The 18764-nt window shown below is 33.2% G+C and carries 17 protein-coding genes and 1 other RNA gene; 4 read left to right on the top strand and 14 right to left on the bottom strand.

Annotation, left to right across the window (positions count from 1 at the left end):
- Window positions 1-295: 295 nt before the first annotated feature.
- The 12 genes from RMO53_RS09145 to RMO53_RS09090 form a co-directional block, all read right to left on the bottom strand.
- Window positions 296-712: an energy transducer TonB gene (locus tag RMO53_RS09145; protein WP_310379882.1), complete on the bottom strand. Its 417-nt coding sequence runs from the start codon at window positions 710-712 to the stop codon at window positions 296-298.
- A 252-nt stretch (window positions 713-964) separates the two neighbouring features.
- The gene (trpA, locus tag RMO53_RS09140) at window positions 965-1726 is read right to left on the bottom strand and encodes a tryptophan synthase subunit alpha (protein ID WP_310379881.1); all 762 of its coding nucleotides are present in this window, start codon (window positions 1724-1726) and stop codon (window positions 965-967) included.
- A gap of 220 nt (window positions 1727-1946) precedes the next feature.
- A complete protein-coding gene (gene trpB, locus RMO53_RS09135) occupies window positions 1947-3128 on the bottom strand; it encodes a tryptophan synthase subunit beta (protein ID WP_310379879.1) in 1182 nt (393 codons plus the stop codon).
- A gap of 96 nt (window positions 3129-3224) precedes the next feature.
- A complete protein-coding gene (locus RMO53_RS09130; RefSeq protein WP_310379878.1) occupies window positions 3225-3848 on the bottom strand; it encodes a phosphoribosylanthranilate isomerase in 624 nt (207 codons plus the stop codon).
- Window positions 3849-3964: 116 nt separating this feature from the next.
- A complete protein-coding gene (trpC, locus tag RMO53_RS09125; protein WP_310379876.1) occupies window positions 3965-4747 on the bottom strand; it encodes an indole-3-glycerol phosphate synthase TrpC in 783 nt (260 codons plus the stop codon).
- A 2-nt stretch (window positions 4748-4749) separates the two neighbouring features.
- A complete protein-coding gene (gene trpD, locus RMO53_RS09120; protein ID WP_310379874.1) occupies window positions 4750-5742 on the bottom strand; it encodes an anthranilate phosphoribosyltransferase in 993 nt (330 codons plus the stop codon).
- A gap of 46 nt (window positions 5743-5788) precedes the next feature.
- Window positions 5789-6196 (bottom strand): GNAT family N-acetyltransferase, encoded by a 408-nt coding sequence (locus RMO53_RS09115; protein ID WP_310379872.1) that lies wholly within the window; start codon window positions 6194-6196, stop codon window positions 5789-5791.
- A 50-nt stretch (window positions 6197-6246) separates the two neighbouring features.
- Window positions 6247-6813, bottom strand: a complete 567-nt coding sequence (locus RMO53_RS09110; protein WP_310379870.1) for an aminodeoxychorismate/anthranilate synthase component II — start codon at window positions 6811-6813, stop codon at window positions 6247-6249.
- Window positions 6814-6855: 42 nt separating this feature from the next.
- Window positions 6856-8256 carry an anthranilate synthase component I family protein gene (locus tag RMO53_RS09105; RefSeq protein WP_310379868.1) on the bottom strand — a complete coding sequence of 467 codons (1401 nt, stop codon included), beginning with the start codon at window positions 8254-8256 and terminating at the stop codon, window positions 6856-6858.
- A 330-nt stretch (window positions 8257-8586) separates the two neighbouring features.
- Window positions 8587-9153, bottom strand: a complete 567-nt coding sequence (locus tag RMO53_RS09100) for a YceI family protein (protein ID WP_310379866.1) — start codon at window positions 9151-9153, stop codon at window positions 8587-8589.
- 37 nt (window positions 9154-9190) lie between these two features.
- Window positions 9191-9823, bottom strand: a complete 633-nt coding sequence (locus RMO53_RS09095) for an NAD(P)H-dependent oxidoreductase (protein WP_310379864.1) — start codon at window positions 9821-9823, stop codon at window positions 9191-9193.
- Between the two features lie 10 nt (window positions 9824-9833).
- Window positions 9834-10289, bottom strand: a complete 456-nt coding sequence (locus RMO53_RS09090) for a MarR family transcriptional regulator (protein ID WP_310379862.1) — start codon at window positions 10287-10289, stop codon at window positions 9834-9836.
- Window positions 10290-10585: 296 nt separating this feature from the next.
- Between RMO53_RS09090 and RMO53_RS09085 the strand changes: the two genes are divergently transcribed.
- Both RMO53_RS09085 and RMO53_RS09080 read left to right on the top strand, forming a co-directional pair.
- Window positions 10586-10900: a rhodanese-like domain-containing protein gene (locus RMO53_RS09085; RefSeq protein ID WP_310379860.1), complete on the top strand. Its 315-nt coding sequence runs from the start codon at window positions 10586-10588 to the stop codon at window positions 10898-10900.
- Window positions 10901-10958: 58 nt separating this feature from the next.
- Complete coding sequence (locus RMO53_RS09080; protein ID WP_310379858.1) at window positions 10959-12539, top strand: NADP-dependent glyceraldehyde-3-phosphate dehydrogenase; 1581 nt, start codon at window positions 10959-10961, stop codon at window positions 12537-12539.
- Between the two features lie 72 nt (window positions 12540-12611).
- Here the strand turns inward: RMO53_RS09080 and ssrA are convergent.
- Both ssrA and RMO53_RS09070 read right to left on the bottom strand, forming a co-directional pair.
- Window positions 12612-13008: a transfer-messenger RNA gene (ssrA, locus tag RMO53_RS09075) on the bottom strand.
- Window positions 13009-13109: 101 nt separating this feature from the next.
- A complete protein-coding gene (locus tag RMO53_RS09070) occupies window positions 13110-14303 on the bottom strand; it encodes a serine hydrolase domain-containing protein (RefSeq protein ID WP_310379857.1) in 1194 nt (397 codons plus the stop codon).
- Between the two features lie 219 nt (window positions 14304-14522).
- Between RMO53_RS09070 and RMO53_RS09065 the strand changes: the two genes are divergently transcribed.
- Window positions 14523-15725: an NAD(P)-dependent oxidoreductase gene (locus tag RMO53_RS09065; protein ID WP_310379855.1), complete on the top strand. Its 1203-nt coding sequence runs from the start codon at window positions 14523-14525 to the stop codon at window positions 15723-15725.
- A 106-nt stretch (window positions 15726-15831) separates the two neighbouring features.
- Window positions 15832-18576 (top strand): two-component regulator propeller domain-containing protein, encoded by a 2745-nt coding sequence (locus tag RMO53_RS09060; RefSeq protein ID WP_310379853.1) that lies wholly within the window; start codon window positions 15832-15834, stop codon window positions 18574-18576.
- Window positions 18577-18764: the final 188 nt, after the last annotated feature.

Below are 18764 nucleotides of genomic sequence, written 5' to 3'. Positions count from 1 at the left end.
ATGTGATTTTTGCTCTTACCTTGCTGGAGTAAAGTTTCAATTACAATCCTCTCTTTATAGGATAATCTTTTGTGTATTTTTTTCATAATTCAACAAAGATAAAATTTATCATTTGTTGCGTTAGGTTTTTGAATTCTCCATACTTGAATCCGCCTTAATGCTAACGTTCCCGCGCTACACGCAGTTTGGGACTAAATTAAGCCCATTATTCGGATTTGCCAAATCTTCCAAATACAAAACTAATTTCAAATTAAGCCTAATACCCAAATTGCTTGTAGCGTGTGTTATAGGGCGTTTATTTATTGAATTTTATTGGCAAATATACTTTAGACTTAACAGCTATTCCATTTTCATAACCGGGATTCCATTTGGGCATTATTTTAATTATTCTTAAAGCTTCTTTGTCTGCTAAATCGGATAAACTACGTTTTATTTTTTCGTCTTTAATATTTCCCTTATTATCAATGATGAATTCGACATAAACAATTCCATTTTCAGATAATTTTAATTTTGAATGATTTATATTTCTTTCTATAAATACATTTAAACTATCAATACCACCGATAAATTCAGGCTTTATTTCAATAGGTAGAACGCAAACCACTTCTTTTTCAGTAAGCGTCTTTTCCTTTAGCGAGTTTTCAGTCTTTTGAGAAAATCCAGAGATACAAAAGAGAAGAAAAATAAATAATTTGAAATTTAATTTACCCATATAATGATCAAATATTTTTTAGTACGATTCGATTTCATTTGTAAATGACCGCCAACTTATTGACTGTTTAGACAACATCATACAAAGCCACTCAATTTAAGATAGGTAGGTCTGATAAATGTGAAAAACAATCTGTTTAAAATATATAAAAATAATCTTATAAAATATTTAAATTCACAAGTTTTTAAATCAAAAAAACGGCGTTTAAAAGAACTTTAAACGCCGTTTGATTTTATATAGAAAATGATATTTTTATCGAATTGCTTTTACAAATTCTCCAATACTTCCAACACCCTTTTCTGTTAGGTTTTGAATAAAAGCACTTCCTATAATGGCTCCTTTGGCAAATTGTGTAGCTTGATTAAAGGTTTCCTTATTGTTGATTGCAAAACCTATTACTTGAGGATTTTTTAAATTCATGTCTGCAATGCGTTTGAAATAATCTTCTTGCGTACTTCCAAAACCTGCACTTGAACCAGTTACGCTCGCCGAAGAAACCATATAAATAAAACCGTTCGAAACGCTATCAATAAAATGTATGCGTTCGTTAGCGGTTTGTGGTGTAATTAATAAAACATTGATTAATCCGTATTTCTCGAAAGTGGCTTTGTATTCATCAGCATACACATCCACGGGAAGATCAGGAATGATTAATCCATCGATACCAATTTCGGCACATTTTTTACAGAAATTCTCAACACCATATTGCAACATTGGATTAAAATAACCCATAATTACTAACGGAATTGTTACGCTTTGACGAATGTCTTTGAGTTGGTCAAACAAGACTTGAGTGGTCATTCCGTTATGCAATGCTTGAGTTGAACTCGCTTGAATTGTTGGGCCATCAGCCAATGGATCGCTAAACGGCAAACCAATTTCGATCATATCGACACCATTTTTTTCTAAATCTTGTATGATTTGAACGGTGTCATTCAAACTGGGATATCCAGCAGAAAAATAAATGGAAAGTATTTTTTTGTCTTCTAACAATTTTTGGTTTATTCTATTCATTTTGTTTTATTTTTTTTAATCCTCAAATGGTTTTCAATCTTTTGAGGATTGGTTTTTTGTGTTTTCCTGCAAGGTTTTTTTGAACCTTGTAGGTATTATTTTGCGTTAGGGATAGCAGCGAAAATCCTGTTGTTGTGGGCTTGCTTGGCAAGCTCGCAATGACAGATTGTAGCGTATAGCCCGACCATGCTGGAGTTTACGGAAGCATGGTAACGCCCAACTATAATTTAAAATAATCGATATAGGTGTTCAAATCCTTGTCGCCACGACCGGATAAATTTATCACTACAATATCTGTAGGTTTGAACTTCATTTCGTCGAGAATTGCAAAGGCGTGGGCACTTTCGATGGCTGGAATCAACCCTTCTAATTGTGATAATTTCAGTCCCCATTGCATCGCCTGATCGTCAGTAATGGAGATGAATTGTGCTCTTCCCGAAGCAAATAAATGTGCGTGCATTGGTCCAACACCGGGATAATCCAACCCAGCCGAAATAGAATACGGTTCCGTAATTTGTCCGTCAGGAGTTTGCATTAACAAGGTTTTACTACCGTGAATTACACCAATTTTCCCTAATGCCGAAGTTGCTGCACTTTCGCCTGAGTGAACTCCTAAACCTGCAGCTTCTACTGCAATTATTTTTACTTCTTTTTCGTCCAGAAAATGGTAATAAGTACCAGCTGCATTGCTTCCGCCGCCAACACATGCAATTACATAATCAGGGTTTTCACATCCTTCTTTTTCTAGCAATTGTTCTTTAATTTCTTTTGAAATCACACTCTGAAAACGTGCTACCATATCGGGATAAGGATGTGGACCAACTACGGAACCAATGATATAATAGGTGTCAACGGGATTGTTAATCCAATCGCGAATGGCTTCGTTTGTGGCATCTTTCAGCGTTTTTGAACCCGAAAGTGCGGGACGAACTTCGGCACCAAGCATTTTCATTCGAGCTACATTTGGCGCTTGACGTTTGATGTCTATTTCTCCCATGTATACAATGCATTCCAATCCCATCAAGGCACAAACGGTTGCTGTTGCAACGCCATGTTGTCCTGCTCCAGTTTCGGCAATGATTCTGGTTTTACCCAATCGCTTGGCTAGCAAAATTTGCCCAATGGTGTTGTTGACTTTGTGTGCGCCAGTATGACACAAATCTTCTCTTTTGAGGTAGATTTTGGTGTTGTATTCTGCCGATAATCGTTCTGCAAAATAGAGTGGCGTTGGGCGACCAACATAATCTTTTAAGAGTGCATTAAACTCGGCTTGGAATTCGGGTTCTGCTGTAATTTTTAGATATTGCTGACGCAATTCTTCTACGTTTGGATATAACATTTCAGGGATGTATGCACCACCAAATTCTCCGTAATATCCTTTTTCGTTGACGTTGTATGACATGATTTTTATTTTTATTTATTTAGACGTTGCATTGCAACGTTTCTATTTTGAATATTTATTTTAGACGTTGCAATGCAACGTTACTATTTTGAATATTTATTTTAGACGTTGCAATGCAACGTCTCTACATAATTGTACGTTTTTTAATCCGGGTTCTATTTCAAATTTACTGTTTATATCGATGGCATAAATGGGTAAATTGGATTTTAATACTTGTTTAACCTGTTCCATTTCTTCAATTCCAATTCCACCGCTTAAGAAAAATGGTTTTGATGATGGATAATTTTCCAATACTTTCCAATCGAATGTCGTTCCGTTTCCACCTGGCAACTTTCCTTTGGTGTCAAAAAGGAAATAATCGCTTACAGTTTCAAATGGTTTTAGCACCTCAAAATCAAATGCTTCATTTACCGAAAATACTTTGATGATTTCGATATCGCTTTCAATTTTACTTTTCAAATCCTTACAAAATTCAACCGATTCTTGTCCATGTAATTGAATGGCTTGTAAATCGTGCTTTGTGATTTTTTTTAGAATTTCTTCTTTGTTTTCATTTACAAACACGCCTGTTTTTTTGATTGATTTAGGCAATGATGGAATGATTCCATCAAAATACCGAGCTGATTTCTCCCAAAATATAAAACCCATATAATCGGGTAGGAGTGAACCTACTTCGAGAATATTGTCAGTGTATTTCATGCCACAGATTTTGAGTTTCATAATATTTTTTTTTTAACCACGAAGTTCACTAAGAAGGCAAGAAGTTCACAAAACTTAGTGCTCTTTGTGCTTCCTTTGTGTCCTTTACTTCGTCCGTTCGCTTCGCTCGGGTGTGTTTATATTAATTTTGAAATAAATTCTTTTGCTGCTTCGCCAGCGTTACTAGTTTTCATAAAATTTTCTCCAATTAGAAAACCTTTATAACCAAAAGGTTTTAGTTCCTTGATTGCTTCGATAGAACTAATCCCGCTTTCTGAAATTTTCACAAAATCATTTGGGATTTGGTCAGCCAATTGCTTGCTAAAATCTAAACTTACTTCGAATGTTTTTAGGTTTCTATTGTTTACTCCAATCATGTCTAATGTTGGCATGATTGATTTTTGCAACTCTTCTAAATCATGGACTTCTAACAAAACTTCAAGATTCAAACTTCGTGCAAATTCCGATAATGATTTGATTTTTTCTCGAGTTAAAACCGCAGCTATGAGCAAGATTAAGTCGGCACCAAATGCTTTGGCTTCTAGGATTTGGTATTCATCAACAATAAATTCTTTTCGCAATAACGGAATGTTTACGGTTGCTCTTGCCAAAAGTAAATCGTCGAGTGAACCACCAAAATATTTTCCATCGGTTAAAACCGAAATTCCACAAGCACCAGCATTTTCATATCCTTTTACGACTTCTTCGACAGTGAAACCGTAATTAATTTCGGCTCTTGAAGGAGAACGGCGTTTGTGTTCGGCTATAATTCCAGATGAACTATTTCTTAAATTTTTACTTAAGGAAATCGTCTCTCTTTCGAACAAAGCCGTTGCTTCCAATTGCGAAACCGGAATGATGGATTTCTTGAGAATTACTTCTCGTTTTTTATCAACAATAATTTTATCGAGTATATTCATTTTTATCTACTTAATTCTTTCAATTTATTCAAAGCTGCCAATCCTTTTCCTGCCAATAAACTTTCTTTTGCCAATTCGAATCCTTCTAATGGAGTGCATTTTGTAACGGTTGCAATTGCCATTCCTGCATTGGCACAGACTACATTATTTTGGGCTTCGGTTCCTTTTCCAGTGATGATATTGGTAAACATTTCTGCCGATTCTTCGATGGTTTTTCCGCCTTCGATTTCGCTTTGCGCTAAAAGGCGCACTCCAAAATCGCTTGGATTCAACATACCATCTATTTTATTTGAAATGGTTTTGGTCGCACCAGTCAAAGATATTTCGTCATAACCATCTAATGAATGTAAAATGGTGAAATTAATATCGGTATTTTGATATAAATAAGCATACATTCGAGCTAGTTCAAGATTGAAAACACCTACTAATTGGTTTTTTGGAAAACTAGGATTGACCATTGGTCCTAACATATTAAAAAATGTTTTTACGGCTAATTCTTTTCGAATTGGTCCCACATTTTTCATGGCAGGATGAAATAATGGTGCGTGCAAAACACAAATTCCTGCTTTGTCGATGCATTTTTCCAAGAAATCATTGTTATTACTGAATTTGACACCTAATTTTTCCATTACATTGCTAGAACCTGAAATAGATGAAACGCCATAATTTCCGTGTTTAGCCACTTTTATTCCTGCTCCAGCAGCTACAAATGAAGCTAATGTCGAAATATTGAACGTGTCTTTTCCGTCGCCACCAGTTCCGCATAAATCAATAGTATTGTAGGCTGATAAATCTACTCGAATACACAATTCTAAAAGTGCTTCTCGAAAACCCGAAAGCTCTTCGATACTTATGCTTCGCATCATGTAAACGGTAAGAAACGAAGCAATCTGGCTTGGATTATAACTTCCGCTTGAGATGTTTACCAAAACGTTTTTTGCTTCTGCTGCAGAAAGTATTTCGTGATTGATGAGTCTGTTTAGTATGTTTTTCATTTTATTTTATTTTTGCTACGTAGAGACGTTAGATTGTAACGTCTCTTCAATGTTCATTTCCAGAATAAATCCACATAGGTTCAGTATTCCCAGCGCGTTCAAAGCCGTTTTTTTTATAAAAATCGATTGCTTTTCCGTCAGCTGTTAGCATTTGCATATGAAAATGGTTGTATTTCTCTTGCATCTTGTCCATAATCATTTTGCCAATACCGTTTCCTTGATAGTCAGGAAGGACTAATAAATGCGGATAATAAACGGTTAAATATCCGTCAGAAATTGCATTCCCAAGTCCAACTAATTTGGTGCTATCCCACGCCGTAATCAACGTTTCGGAATTCAAAAGACCGTTATACAATTGAATAGGTTTATTTGCCGAACTCCATTCATTTGCTTTATATAAATCTAAAATATCTTCAATATTTAGATTTCTTGTTTCGGAAATTTGTATGTTCATTTTTTATTTTTTTGTTTGAAATATTGTAGAAACGTTGCAATACAACTTCTCTACGAAATTACCCAATTTTCGAGGATCTTCTTTCCGTTTGGTGTCAACACACTTTCTGGATGAAATTGTACGCCACGAACATCATACGTTTTGTGGCGTAAGGACATAACTTGTCCGTTTTGGTCAAAAGATGTGGCTTCGAGAACATCAGGTAAATTAGCATCGACAACCCAAGAATGGTAACGACCAACTTCGAACTCTTTTCCTAAACCATGAAATAAATGCTCATCATCAACTACTGTTTTAATCATTGTAGCAACTCCGTGATAGACTTTGTCAAGGTTAGAAAGTGTTCCTCCAAAAACTTCGCCTATGGCTTGTTGACCAAGACATACACCAAGAATACTTTTTGTTGGCGCATATTTTGCAATAACTGCTTTTAATAATCCTGCTTCATCAGGAATTCCTGGTCCTGGCGAAAGGAGGATTTTATCGAAAATGGCTATTTCTTCAATATCAAATTCATCGTTGCGATAAACGGTAACTTCGGAATCTAAATCTTCGAGATAATGCACCAAGTTGTACGTGAAGCTATCGTAATTGTCTATGACTAGTATTTTTTTCATTTTGTTTTTTATTTTAGATACAAGTCGCGACTTGTCCTTACATTATATTGTTTCTGCCAAATCTAAAGCGGTATTCAATGCTCTTAATTTATTATAGACTTCTTGCATTTCGCTTTCCTCATCAGAATCAGCAACGATTCCTGCGCCAGCTTGACAATGCAATTGGTGGTTTTTGCTTAAGAAAGTCCGAATCATAATGGCGTGATTAAAATTACCGTTAAAATCCATAAATCCGATCGCTCCACCATAAAAATTCCGGTTTGTTTTTTCGTAATCTTCTATGAGTTGCATCGCTCTGTGTTTTGGTGCGCCACTTAATGTTCCTGCAGGAAATGTATCGGCTACGACTTGCATAGTGGTGGCTTTTTCGTGCAAATGTCCAGTTACTTTTGAAACCAAATGAATTAAGTGCGAGAAAAACTGTACTTCTCTGTATTTTTCGACATTGACATCGTGTCCATTCCGACTTAAATCATTTCGAGCTAGATCAACTAACATGACGTGTTCGCTGTTTTCTTTTTTATCTTCGGATAATTGTTTGGCTAAAATGGCATCTTTTTCGTCATCGCCAGTTCGTTTGAATGTTCCAGCTATGGGATGAATTTCGGCTTTGCGATCTTTTACGATAATTTGTGCTTCGGGTGAAGAGCCAAATATTTTGAAATCACCATAGTCAAAAAAGAATAAATAAGGCGAAGGATTAATGCTTCGCAAAGCTCTATAAACATTGAACTCATCGCCTTTGAAACCTTGTGTAAATCGTCGAGATAAAACCAATTGGAATACATCACCACGATGACAATGTTTTTTGGCTAAAGCCACATTTTGTTTGAATTCGTCGTCTGTAAGATTTGAAAATCCATCGCCTTCTTTCGAAAATTTATAAGATGCAATGTTTCTAGATTGTAATAATTGTTCGATTTCTGAAATGTTATTTTTTCCATCGAGACTGTGACAGAAAATATAAGCTTCGTTTTTGAAATGATTAATGGCAATTATATTTTGATAAACCGCATAATACACATCTGGAATGGTGTTGCTGTTTTCTTTTTTGGCAATAGATACTTTTTCGAAATAGCGAACAGCATCGTATGAAATATAGCCAAAAAGACCGTTATTTATAAATTTGAAATTGTTTTTCTCTGATTTGAATTGCCCTGAAAATTCTTGAATTACTTGTGGAATATTAGTGCTTGCATCGATTGTAATTGTCTCTGTATTTCCATCAGGATAGGTTTTGAAAATAGTTTCGTTTTCTATTTTTATAGCAGCAATTGGATTGCAACAGATGTAGGAGAAACTGTTGTCATTGCCATGATAATCACTACTTTCTAATAGCAAACTATTGGGAAATTTATCTCTAATTTTGAGATACACACTCACGGGAGTAATTGTATCGGCAAGAATTTGCTTGTAACTGGTTAGTAGTTTATAGGTTTTCATTTTATTTTATTTGATTGAGACGCAATAAATTGCGTCTTTACTTAATTGAGACACAATAAATTGCGTCTTTACATAAAAAAAAGGCTTGTCGTGATGACAAGCCTTTTAGATTTATAGTTGTATACTACAGTAGCTTTGTTCACGACGATTGACGTAAATTGTTCCACCACCAAGTATTATTTGTAATTATTTTCATTAAGGCAAATATATAAAGGATATTTGATTTTTCAAACAGAATTACCAAAAAAAACTAATTTTTATATTTTTGTTAAAAAATAAACCCCAACAATTTCTTGTCAGGGTTTGGGTCATTCTATTTTTATAATCAAATTAGAAATTTAATGCTACTTCTAATTCAAATTCATCAGAAATTGCTTTGTCGCCAATACTTTCGAAAAACGATTTAGAACCATATTTAATATCGTATTTGGTTCTGTCAACATTAAATTTTGTTGTGGCTGTATTTCCTTTAACTGTAATTTCAAAAGGGACTAAATTTGTTATACCTTTAATTGTTAAATCTGCTGTTACTTTATATACGTTTTTGGTTTTAGTCGATATAGTTTTGAATACTAATGTTGCGGTTGGAAATTTTTCGGTTCCAAAAAAATCATCAGCTTTTAAATGACCGTCTAAATTTGTTTTTGATTTTCCAGTAAGGTCAGTTGTGTTAATAGATGCCATATCAACGGTGAACGAACCACCTACTAATTTTTTTCCTTTAAAAACTAAATCTCCGTCTTTAATATTGATTGTTCCATTGTGTTGACCTGTTACTTTTTTCCCAACCCAGTTGATACTACTTTTTGAAGTATCTACTTTTTTATTTTGAGCTGTTACTGATGCAGTTGTTAAAACTACGACTAATGCTATTGCAATTGCTTTTAAATTTTTCATGTTTTTTAAATTTTAAATTTGATTCTTGGATTAATAATTAAAGTGTAATAAATAATTCTTCGTTAGATTTTCTAACTTTTTTATAAAATTGTGTTGCGTCGTCTTGGTGTCTGTAACCTATTGTAGCAATTAGTGCAGCATTTAAATTTTGAGCATTCAAATCTAATATTTCGTTCAAAGCTACTGGATCAAAACCTTCCATTGGTGTTACATCAATTTTCATTTCGGCAGCTGCATTCAATAAATTACCAAGTGCCAAGTAGGTTTGTTTTGAAGTCCACGTGTTTTTTGCTTGCTCAGACAAAGAGTTGATTTTGCTTTTCATGAAATCACCATAACCGGTTAATGAATCTAACGGAATGCCTCTTGTCAAGCTCATATTGTCAATCATTGTATCAATTTCTATGCCACCAATATTAGTTTGGTTTGCAAAAACAATTAGGTGTGATGCATCAACAATTTGTGATTGTCCCCAGGCAACTTCTTGTATTTTTGTTCTTAGTTCTGGGTTTTCTACAATTAAAACTTTGTAAGGTTGCAAACCATAAGAAGACGAACTTAAACGAATTGCTTCTTTTAAAGTATTTAAATCTTGGGTAGAAATTTTTTTTGTCGCATCAAATTTCTTTGTTGCGTATCTCCAATTTTGATTTTCTAGGAAAGTGTTCATAAATTTATTTTTATTGATTTCGGTATTTTTCTAATAATGAGTTTAATTGTTCTAATTCTTGTTTGTTTAAGTTTTTCGAAAAAAATTCTTCGTTTTCGATTACTTTTGGATCTAATTCGTTTAGAATATTGAGCCCTTTTTGTGTAATTATAATTTCAATTTTCCTTCTATTCTCTGGGCAAACGTTCCGAGTTACTAGATCTTTTAATAATAATTTATCAATCAATCTGGTGGTGTTGCTACTTTTTGCAATCATTCGTTCTTGAATTTCACTCATATTTACGGGCTTTCCTTTTTGACCGCGTAGTATTCGCAAAACATTATATTGTTCACCAGAAAGGTCGTAAGGAAATCTAATTTCGTTGAATTTATCTTTGACAACATTGTGAGCAAAAATCAAATTTAGCATCACTTTTTTTGATAAATTTAAAGGAACAGTGCTTTTTATTTCGTCTTCAATTTTCATAATTTGTATTTATGTAATTTGTAGGTACAAATGTAGTAATGTTTTTATTTGTATATACAAATGTTAACTTATTTTTAACATTTTTAATAATTCACTTAAATGGATAAAAAAGGGATGCTTTATAAATCATTGAATATTCTTGATGATAAGAGACTATATTTTGTTTTTTTAAATGGATTAATGTGTCGTATAATTTTATAATAATACGAAATCGATTTCTTTGAATTATTATCAAATTCACAAATGATACTGATTTTGTTAGACAAAATCTTTGTAAATTTACAAAAAACAAAACGATGAATTTATCACAAGAAGATTGGGTTTCTCAATTTGAAGCTGATCAAAATGCGGTACTACTTGATGTAAGAACCGAAGACGAATATAACGACGGAATTATAGCAAATGCCATAAATATTGATATACACAAGGGTCAAGGTTTTATTTATGAATTAGAAGCATTGGATAAAAGTAAAAATTACTATGTGTATTGTCGCTCTGGAGCACGAAGTGCAAAAGCATGTGATATCATGAATGAAATGGGTTTTGAAAACGCCTATAATCTAGTAGGTGGAATTTTAGATTGGGATGGCGAAGTGGTTGCTCCAGAATAAAAGTTAAATAATTTCTAAATAAAAATAGAATTTAAATATAAAACGTAAAAATATTATAATGAATACAATACCTCAAGAATTTCAAATCACTAGTTTGCTCACTCAAGATACCTATTTAGTAAATGGAGAATTAAAAAAGTGGTCTGGAAAAATGACATCAGTTTATTCTACAATTTCTTCTACGGATAAATATGAGCCCACATTACTAGGAACTATACCGTTTATGGGCGAAACCGAAGCATTAGAAGCGGTTGAAGCGGCACATGCAGCCTACAATAACGGACAAGGTTTGTGGCCAACAATGAAAGTGGTTGATCGTATCAAATGCATGGAGAATTTTGTATCTCAAATGAAAACTACACGAACCGAAGTAGTTAAACTTTTGATGTGGGAAATAGGAAAAACTTTAGGTGACTCAGAAAAAGAATTTGACAGAACGGTAGAATATATTTATGATACCATTGATAGTCTAAAAGAGTTAAATTCTCGTTCTGCCCATTTCTCTAAAGTGCAAGGAATTCACGCCATGGTTCGTCGTGGACCACTTGGAGTTGTATTGTGTCTTGGACCTTACAATTATCCGTTAAATGAAACTTTTTCGCTGCTTATTCCAGCTTTGATTATGGGAAACCCCGTTATTTTTAAACCAGCAAAACATGGTGTTTTATTAATTTCTCCTTTATTAGAAGCTTTTAGAAGTAGTTTTCCAAAAGGCGCCATAAATATTTTATATGGTCGAGGTCGAGAAGTGGCTTCGCCAGTTATGCAATCTGGAAAAGTAGATTTGCTGGCATTAATTGGAAATAGTAAATCAGCGATTGCTTTGCAGGATCAACATCCAAACAAAAACCGTTTGCGTTTAATCTTAGGATTAGAAGCAAAAAATCCGGCTATAATTCTTCCTGATGCTGATTTAGATTTGGCCATTCAAGAATGTATTGCGGGTTCGTTGTCTTTTAATGGTCAACGTTGTACAGCATTGAAAATTTTATATGTACACGAATCAATTGCCGAGGAATTTAACAAACGCTTTGCAGCCAAAGTAGATGCACTTGTTTTTGGAAATCCTTGGGATAAATCAGTAACATTAACTCCATTACCAGAGAAAGAAAAACCCGTATATATTCAAGAATTAATTGATGATGCACTTAGTAAAGGAGCAAAAGTTATTAATGCACGAGGTGGAGAAACGACCGATAATTATATATTCCCAGCCGTTTTATTTCCAATAAATAAATCGATGCGAGTGTATCATGAAGAGCAGTTTGGACCTGTGGTTCCCATTTTAACTTTTAAAGATATTCAAGAGCCGTTGAACGATATGGCTGAATCAAATTATGGGCAACAAGTGAGTTTGTTTGGAAAAGATATAAAAACTATTGCGCCACTTATTGATACTTTAGTGAATTTAGTTTGTAGAGTAAACCTGAACAGTTCTTGTCAACGTGGACCTGATGTGTTCCCGTTCACAGGACGAAAAGATTCTGCAGTAGCAACTTTGAGTATTCATGATGCCTTGCGTTCATTTTCGATAAGAACATTTGTGGCATCAAAAGACAATGCATACAACAACGAAATTCTACAAGCTTTGCTAAGCAGTAAAGAATCTAACTTTATCAATACAGATTATATTTTGTAGTAGATTTATAAAACTAATAAAACCCTGTAAATTTTGATGTTTACAGGGTTTTTGATTTAAATAAAAATCAATTTGTGGAGTCGCCGAGAATCGAACTCGGGTCCAAACAAGCAACTAAAGAGCTTTCTACACGCTTATTTCCTGTTTGAGTTTTCGACGTTGGGCTAGGACAGAAACAACCACCAAACGCTTATCGTTTTAATTTCGAAATGACACCAACGCTTTATCAAATCTAGGTTTAAATTTACGATTCACCTTTATCGACCGCTATAAACCAAAGCTTTCGAGGTAAATCCTGCTCTCCTATCTGATAGGAGCGAGGCTAATCTTACTATGATTCAGATTATGCAGCAAGAGCGTAGTTTCCTTCGCCGTGTATGTGTTTTGAAACCTTTTATTAACGAGAATTGTCCCAGTTCTCGACGTGCTTACTATTCAATTCGACTTGCTGTCAAAACCAGTCGACCCCATTTTTATTTTAAAAAAAAATTGAATTTTGAATTTGCAAAGATATGTTTTTTTTGTCGATTTTTTGGTTAGAATTTTAGATAAAAATGGTAAACTCAAAAGCTATTCGTCTTCCAATCGAAATGGATAATCACCAAATAATACAGACAATTTTCGGATATTGTAGGTGTTTCTTGTAAATTTATTAGACAAAGCAATTAGCGTTACTTTTTCTTTTGGTAAAGTTATAAATGCCGAAGTGTTACCATGCCACCATCCATTATGAAAATAAAAATTTTGTCCTGTGTCCCAGTTTATCATTCTAATTCCAAGTCCGTAATTCTTTGTGCCTTTGCGTTCGTTACTGTAACCTTTGTAAACTTGGGCAAGTAGTGCTGGTTCTAAAAACGATGGAGAATATCGTGCTCTGTCAAATTTCAGCAAATCACGAGGAGTGGAATAAATGTTTTTGTCACCATAAATAGCATCAAGATAATCCATTCCAATTTCCACTTTATTGCCTTTGTAGGATGGAGCAACTGTTTTTCTATCGGTATCATAATCCATTACAAAGGTATTTTTCATGCCGAGTGGCTTGAAAATAATTTGCTTCATCGCTTCTTTGTAGGTAAGTTTGGTGGTTTTTTCTATAATCAAAGCCAACATGGCATAATTAGTATTACAATAGGTAAAACGTGAGTCGGTTTTATATTCTAAAGCTATTTTTTTTGTGGCCATGATGGTCAATAAATCTTGATTAGTAAGTATTTTATGACTGTCCCAAACTTGGGGATCGCGATCTGTAAAATAAGCATAACTGCGCATACCGCTTCTATGATTGAGTAGTGTTCGTATAGTTACATCTGGATAAGGAAACTCCTTGAGAATGGTAGTTACTTTTTGGTTTAAATCGATTCTTTTTGCGTTAACCAATTTTAGAATTGCTGTTGCAGTCAGGACTTTGCTGACCGAAGCTATATGTAGTGGAGTTTTGCTTGTGATACGAGTTTTGTCTCTAAAGTTGGCATAACCTTCATATTTTTCGTAGATAATTTGACCGTTTTTTGCCACGAGAAAACTACCATTGGCACTATTATTCCAGTTTTTTGTATAAAAAGAATCGATACTTCTTTTTTTAGAGTCGATGTAATCGGCTGTAAGTTTGGGAGTTTCATTCTGTAAAGGTTTCATTTTTGGCAATGCATTTTTTGGAAGTTGAGCATCGCTTAAAGCCACTTTTTTCTCTTTGGAACAAGAACTAAAAACCAAAATCAATACGAGTATTTGTAGTATATTTGCGCTTTTTATAAAATTCATTTTTTTGTAGGTCTAAAAAAACAAATATATTGAATCAATCCTTCTTGGGTAATGTTATTTATAATTTTAAACACTATTTTATTAACATTAATAAAGGGTTTATTGACATTTTCTTTTTTTATAATTATTTTAAAATATTATTTCTAATTCATTAAAAATGTTATATTTGTAACAATAATTACATTTAAAGTTATATTAAAATAAAAAGTAGTACAAAAAATGAAATTCGGAATTATAAAAGAAAGAAAAAGTCCACCAGATAGACGAGTTGTTTTCTCTCCAGACGAATTGGCACGATTGAAACAGCAATACCACGAAGCGATAATAAAAGTAGAGAGTTCCGATATTAGAGTTTTTACAGATCAGCAATACAAAAGTTTTGGTATTGAAGTTACAAATGACATTTCGGATTGTGATATTTTATTTGGAGTAAAAGAAGTTCCAATTGCCGATTTGATTCCTAATAAAGCGTACTTCTTTTTTTCGCATACCATAAAAAAGCAAACTCACAACAGAAAATTGTTGCAAGCTATTTTAGAAAAAAACATTGACTTGTACGATCATGAAACCATAGTTGATGCGCATAATCGCAGGCTTATAGGTTTTGGGAAATATGCTGGAATTGTAGGTACATACAATAGCATTCGTGCTTTTGGAATAAAATTTGAATTATTCAAGCTGCCAAAAGCAGAAACACTTTCCGGGAAAGAAGCTTTGATTGTGCATCTGAAACGAGTTGTACTTCCACCATTAAAATTTGTAATCACAGGAACTGGAAAAGTGGGCAACGGTGTAAAAGAAATGCTTGACGCGATGAAAATTAAGGAAGTCTCGGTCGAAAATTATTTGGCAAAAAATTACACGCAACCGGTTTACACGCAAATTGATGTTTTAGAATACAACAAACGAGTTGATGGAAAAGTATTGGATTTCAATGATTTTTATCAAAACCCGCAGGAATACACCTCTGATTTTGAGCGATTTACAAAAGTTTCAGACATTTATATCACGGGTCATTTTCATGCCAATGCAGCACCAGCAATTTTGACTCGAGCAATGCTTCAATCCAAAGATTGCAAAATAAAAATTGTTGCTGATATTTCTTGTGATGTCAACGGACCAATCGCCTGTACCGTAAGAGCATCCACAATTGCAGAACCTTTGTACGGTTATTTGCCGAGCGAAAATAAGGAAGTAGATGTGTTTCATCCAGCAGCATTAGTAGTGATGGCGGTTGATAATTTGCCCTGTGAACTGCCAAAAGATTCTAGCGAAGGCTTTGGCGAAATGTTTATGGAACATGTAATTCCAGCTTTTTTTAACGGCGACAAAGACGGAATTCTGCAACGTGCTAAAATGACCGAAAACGGTAAGCTTACCAGTAATTTTTCTTATTTGCAGGATTATGTAGACGGAAAATAATTTAATTTTTTATTATAATCGAAAGCTTCTGCATGGTCAGGGGCTTTTTTTTTATATGATTTATATTCAAAAATTGTGATTATATTTGAAAATAAATCCTCACAATTTGAAAACCAAACAATTTATAGTATTCCTTTTTGGCTTGATGACACTTCAGTTATATTCACAGGAGTTGCTTCCTTTTGTTGAGAATTATAGCAAATCAAATTACCAGGGTGATAATCAGATTTGGAATGTTGCACAAGGAAATGATGATGCGATGTATTTTGCTAACAATCATTATTTGTTGCGGTATGATGATGTGAAATGGGAAAAATACCTGTTGCCGAACAAAACCATAATTCGTTCTATACTGATTGATGGCGACAAGATTTACTCTGGTTCTTACAAGGAATTTGGATATTGGTTTCGAAAGGACGGAAAGATGGAGTATGTTTCTATTTCGGATAAAACCAATGTTTTTGACGAGAACGAAAATGAGGAAATTTGGAAAATTTTTAAGCTCAATAACAAAATTTATTTTCAATCCTTTAATGAAATTTTTCTGTACGACGGAAAAAAAATAAAGAAAACCACACTTCCGTTTCTTATTTCCTATTGCTTTGTTGTTGATAATCAACTCTTGATTGCATCGGTTGGAAGTGGAGTTTATAAAATGAATAATTTGAAACCTGAAAAGGTAAAAGGCTGGGAAATTTTAGAAAATAATATTATACATGCCATAGAAAAACATGAAAACCAAACATTTGTTTTTACTCAAAAAAACGGCATTTATATTGCAAAAAATGGTACTTTGAGTACTTGGAATAATCCATTAAACGAAATTTTAAAAAAAGGGATTATCAATGTTGCTAAGTTTATAAAAAACGATAAACTTGTAATTGGTACAGCGAGCAAAGGAGTTTTTATTTTTGATTTAAATAGCAATACTTATAAAAACATCAACAGAAATAATGTGTTGATGAACAACTCCATATTAAGTATTTGTCAAGACAAAGAAAATGATTTATGGCTGGGTTTAGACAACGGTATTGCTCATGTTGAGGTCAATTCTCCTATCTCTATTTTTTATGATAATTCTGGGAATTTAGGCTCTGTATATTCGGTAGCAACTACTCCAAAAGGCTATTTGATGGCTTCTAATCATGGTATTTTTGAATACGATAATCATAGCCTTTCCTTGATTTCAAATACACAAGGACAAGCTTGGAATATTAGCAAAATAAACAGCAAATATCTCATAGGTCACAACGAAGGCACTTTTGTTTATGATAACGGTTCATTCTCAAAATTGAATACGGTAAATGGAGGATGGAATTTAACAAAAAGCAGCATCAATAATTCTTATTTGCAAGCAACTTATAGTGGTGTTTTAATTTATAATGATAGTAATGATTTATCTCAAAAAATAGTTGTAAAAGGACTTTTGAAACCCATAAAATATGTCGCTCAAAATCGAAAAAATGAAATATGGGCAGCCGATAATTACCGAGGTTTGTATCGAATTTTATATAATGACAATTACGAAACTACTAAAGTAGAGAATGTTACACAGCGTTGTAAAATCACGAATGATTTTAGCGTAAAAATATTTGAATTCCGCAATGAAGTTCTTTTTCTAATACATAATTCTTGGTACACTTACAATCCGATTACCAATCAATTAGTAGAAAATCAATTGTTTAACACCAATTTTAAAAACGTTTCGGATATTGTTTCTATTGATGAAAATCATTTTTTGGTACAACAAGAAGGGCTTTTGTATCATATTTATGCCAATGAAAACAAGTTTATTTGGAACAGCATTCAAGAGAAATATTACAAAGGAAAAATCATTAATGACAATTTAAAAATTTTCAAAAATCGAGATAATTATTTGCTAAATTTAGATGATGGCTTTATTTCGATTCAATCAAAATATAAAAATAAGCAAAGCACGAATATAAAAATTGAAGCTTACAATAACGATAATTTAGTTCAAAACAAATCAAAAATTAGCTACAATTCAGAGTTGCGGATAAATGTAATTTCAGGAATATTTGGAGCTACAAAACCCAATTTGTTTTATAAAATAGATGATGGTACAGATTTTATTTCTGTAAAAGAAGGCTTAATCGTTTTAAACAACTTGAGCAATGGTTCGCATGATGTCGCTATTTTTTATCACGATGGATTGAGCTACACAAAAATTTCAAATTTCAAATTTACAGTGGCAAAACCTTGGTATTTTTCATTTTGGATGATTCTGCTCTATCTCGTCGTTATTGGAGTGATTTTATACCTTTATTATAAATGGAATAAAATGCGTTACATTCAAAAATTAGAATTGCGTGAGGAAGAATTAAAACATCAGAAAAAAATTCTAGAAATGGAGTTGAAAGCCGAAAATGAATTGAATACTCAAGAATATGAAAAGCATATTCTAGAAATCGAAATACAATCAAAATCATCAGAAGTTGCGGGTAAATCGCTCTCGATAGCAAAGCAAAGCGAAATGATTGAGAATATTCAAGGAATTTTAGACAATGAAACCGACTTCAATAAGCTAAAAAGTGAAATTAAAAAAGCCATAAAAATTAACGCTGTAAACAAGCATGAATGGGAAACTTTTGAAACAAATCTGAATCAAATTCACAATGAGTTTATAATCAATCTTTCTAAAAAATATCCAAACCTAACCTCAAAGGATATTAAACTTTGTATCTACCTAAAAATGAATCTGTCTTCGAAAGAAATTGCACCAATGATGAATATTTCTTTTAGAAGTGTAGAGTTACACAGGTATCGTTTGCGCAAGAAATTAAACCTTGTTCAGGATGAAAACCTCTCTAAATTTTTATTAACTGTATAAATAGGTGGTTTTTTTTATGGATACTATTTTTTTTCTAGTAGTTTATTGCAGAATCACAACACATCATTACTACATCATTTAGTCAAACTACATCATTTTAGTACAGCTTAAAACACCTTAAATCATTGATTTTATCAATAATTTCGGTACTTTGATGTATTTATGTAGTAACTGTATTTAACATGTAG

It is taken from the genome of Flavobacterium sp. (assembly GCF_031409475.1).
GTDB lineage: Bacteria > Bacteroidota > Bacteroidia > Flavobacteriales > Flavobacteriaceae > Flavobacterium.
This window is presented reverse-complemented; position numbering and strand designations above follow the sequence as displayed.

Excerpts from the sequence above, each read along its gene's own strand:
- RMO53_RS09070 (WP_310379857.1), bottom strand. The coding sequence starts at position 14,303 with ATGAATTTTATAAAAAGCGCAAATATACTACAAATACTCGTATTGATT.
- RMO53_RS09090 (WP_310379862.1), bottom strand. The coding sequence starts at position 10,289 with ATGAAAATTGAAGACGAAATAAAAAGCACTGTTCCTTTAAATTTATCA.
- RMO53_RS09095 (WP_310379864.1), bottom strand. The coding sequence starts at position 9,823 with ATGAACACTTTCCTAGAAAATCAAAATTGGAGATACGCAACAAAGAAA.
- trpD (WP_310379874.1), bottom strand. The coding sequence starts at position 5,742 with ATGAAAAACATACTAAACAGACTCATCAATCACGAAATACTTTCTGCA.
- RMO53_RS09085 (WP_310379860.1), top strand. The coding sequence starts at position 10,586 with ATGAATTTATCACAAGAAGATTGGGTTTCTCAATTTGAAGCTGATCAA.
- RMO53_RS09145 (WP_310379882.1), bottom strand. The coding sequence starts at position 712 with ATGGGTAAATTAAATTTCAAATTATTTATTTTTCTTCTCTTTTGTATC.
- RMO53_RS09065 (WP_310379855.1), top strand. The coding sequence starts at position 14,523 with ATGAAATTCGGAATTATAAAAGAAAGAAAAAGTCCACCAGATAGACGA.
- RMO53_RS09100 (WP_310379866.1), bottom strand. The coding sequence starts at position 9,153 with ATGAAAAATTTAAAAGCAATTGCAATAGCATTAGTCGTAGTTTTAACA.
- RMO53_RS09115 (WP_310379872.1), bottom strand. The coding sequence starts at position 6,196 with ATGAACATACAAATTTCCGAAACAAGAAATCTAAATATTGAAGATATT.
- RMO53_RS09130 (WP_310379878.1), bottom strand. The coding sequence starts at position 3,848 with ATGAAACTCAAAATCTGTGGCATGAAATACACTGACAATATTCTCGAA.
- RMO53_RS09110 (WP_310379870.1), bottom strand. The coding sequence starts at position 6,813 with ATGAAAAAAATACTAGTCATAGACAATTACGATAGCTTCACGTACAAC.
- RMO53_RS09080 (WP_310379858.1), top strand. The coding sequence starts at position 10,959 with ATGAATACAATACCTCAAGAATTTCAAATCACTAGTTTGCTCACTCAA.
- RMO53_RS09105 (WP_310379868.1), bottom strand. The coding sequence starts at position 8,256 with ATGAAAACCTATAAACTACTAACCAGTTACAAGCAAATTCTTGCCGAT.
- trpA (WP_310379881.1), bottom strand. The coding sequence starts at position 1,726 with ATGAATAGAATAAACCAAAAATTGTTAGAAGACAAAAAAATACTTTCC.
- trpC (WP_310379876.1), bottom strand. The coding sequence starts at position 4,747 with ATGAATATACTCGATAAAATTATTGTTGATAAAAAACGAGAAGTAATT.
- trpB (WP_310379879.1), bottom strand. The coding sequence starts at position 3,128 with ATGTCATACAACGTCAACGAAAAAGGATATTACGGAGAATTTGGTGGT.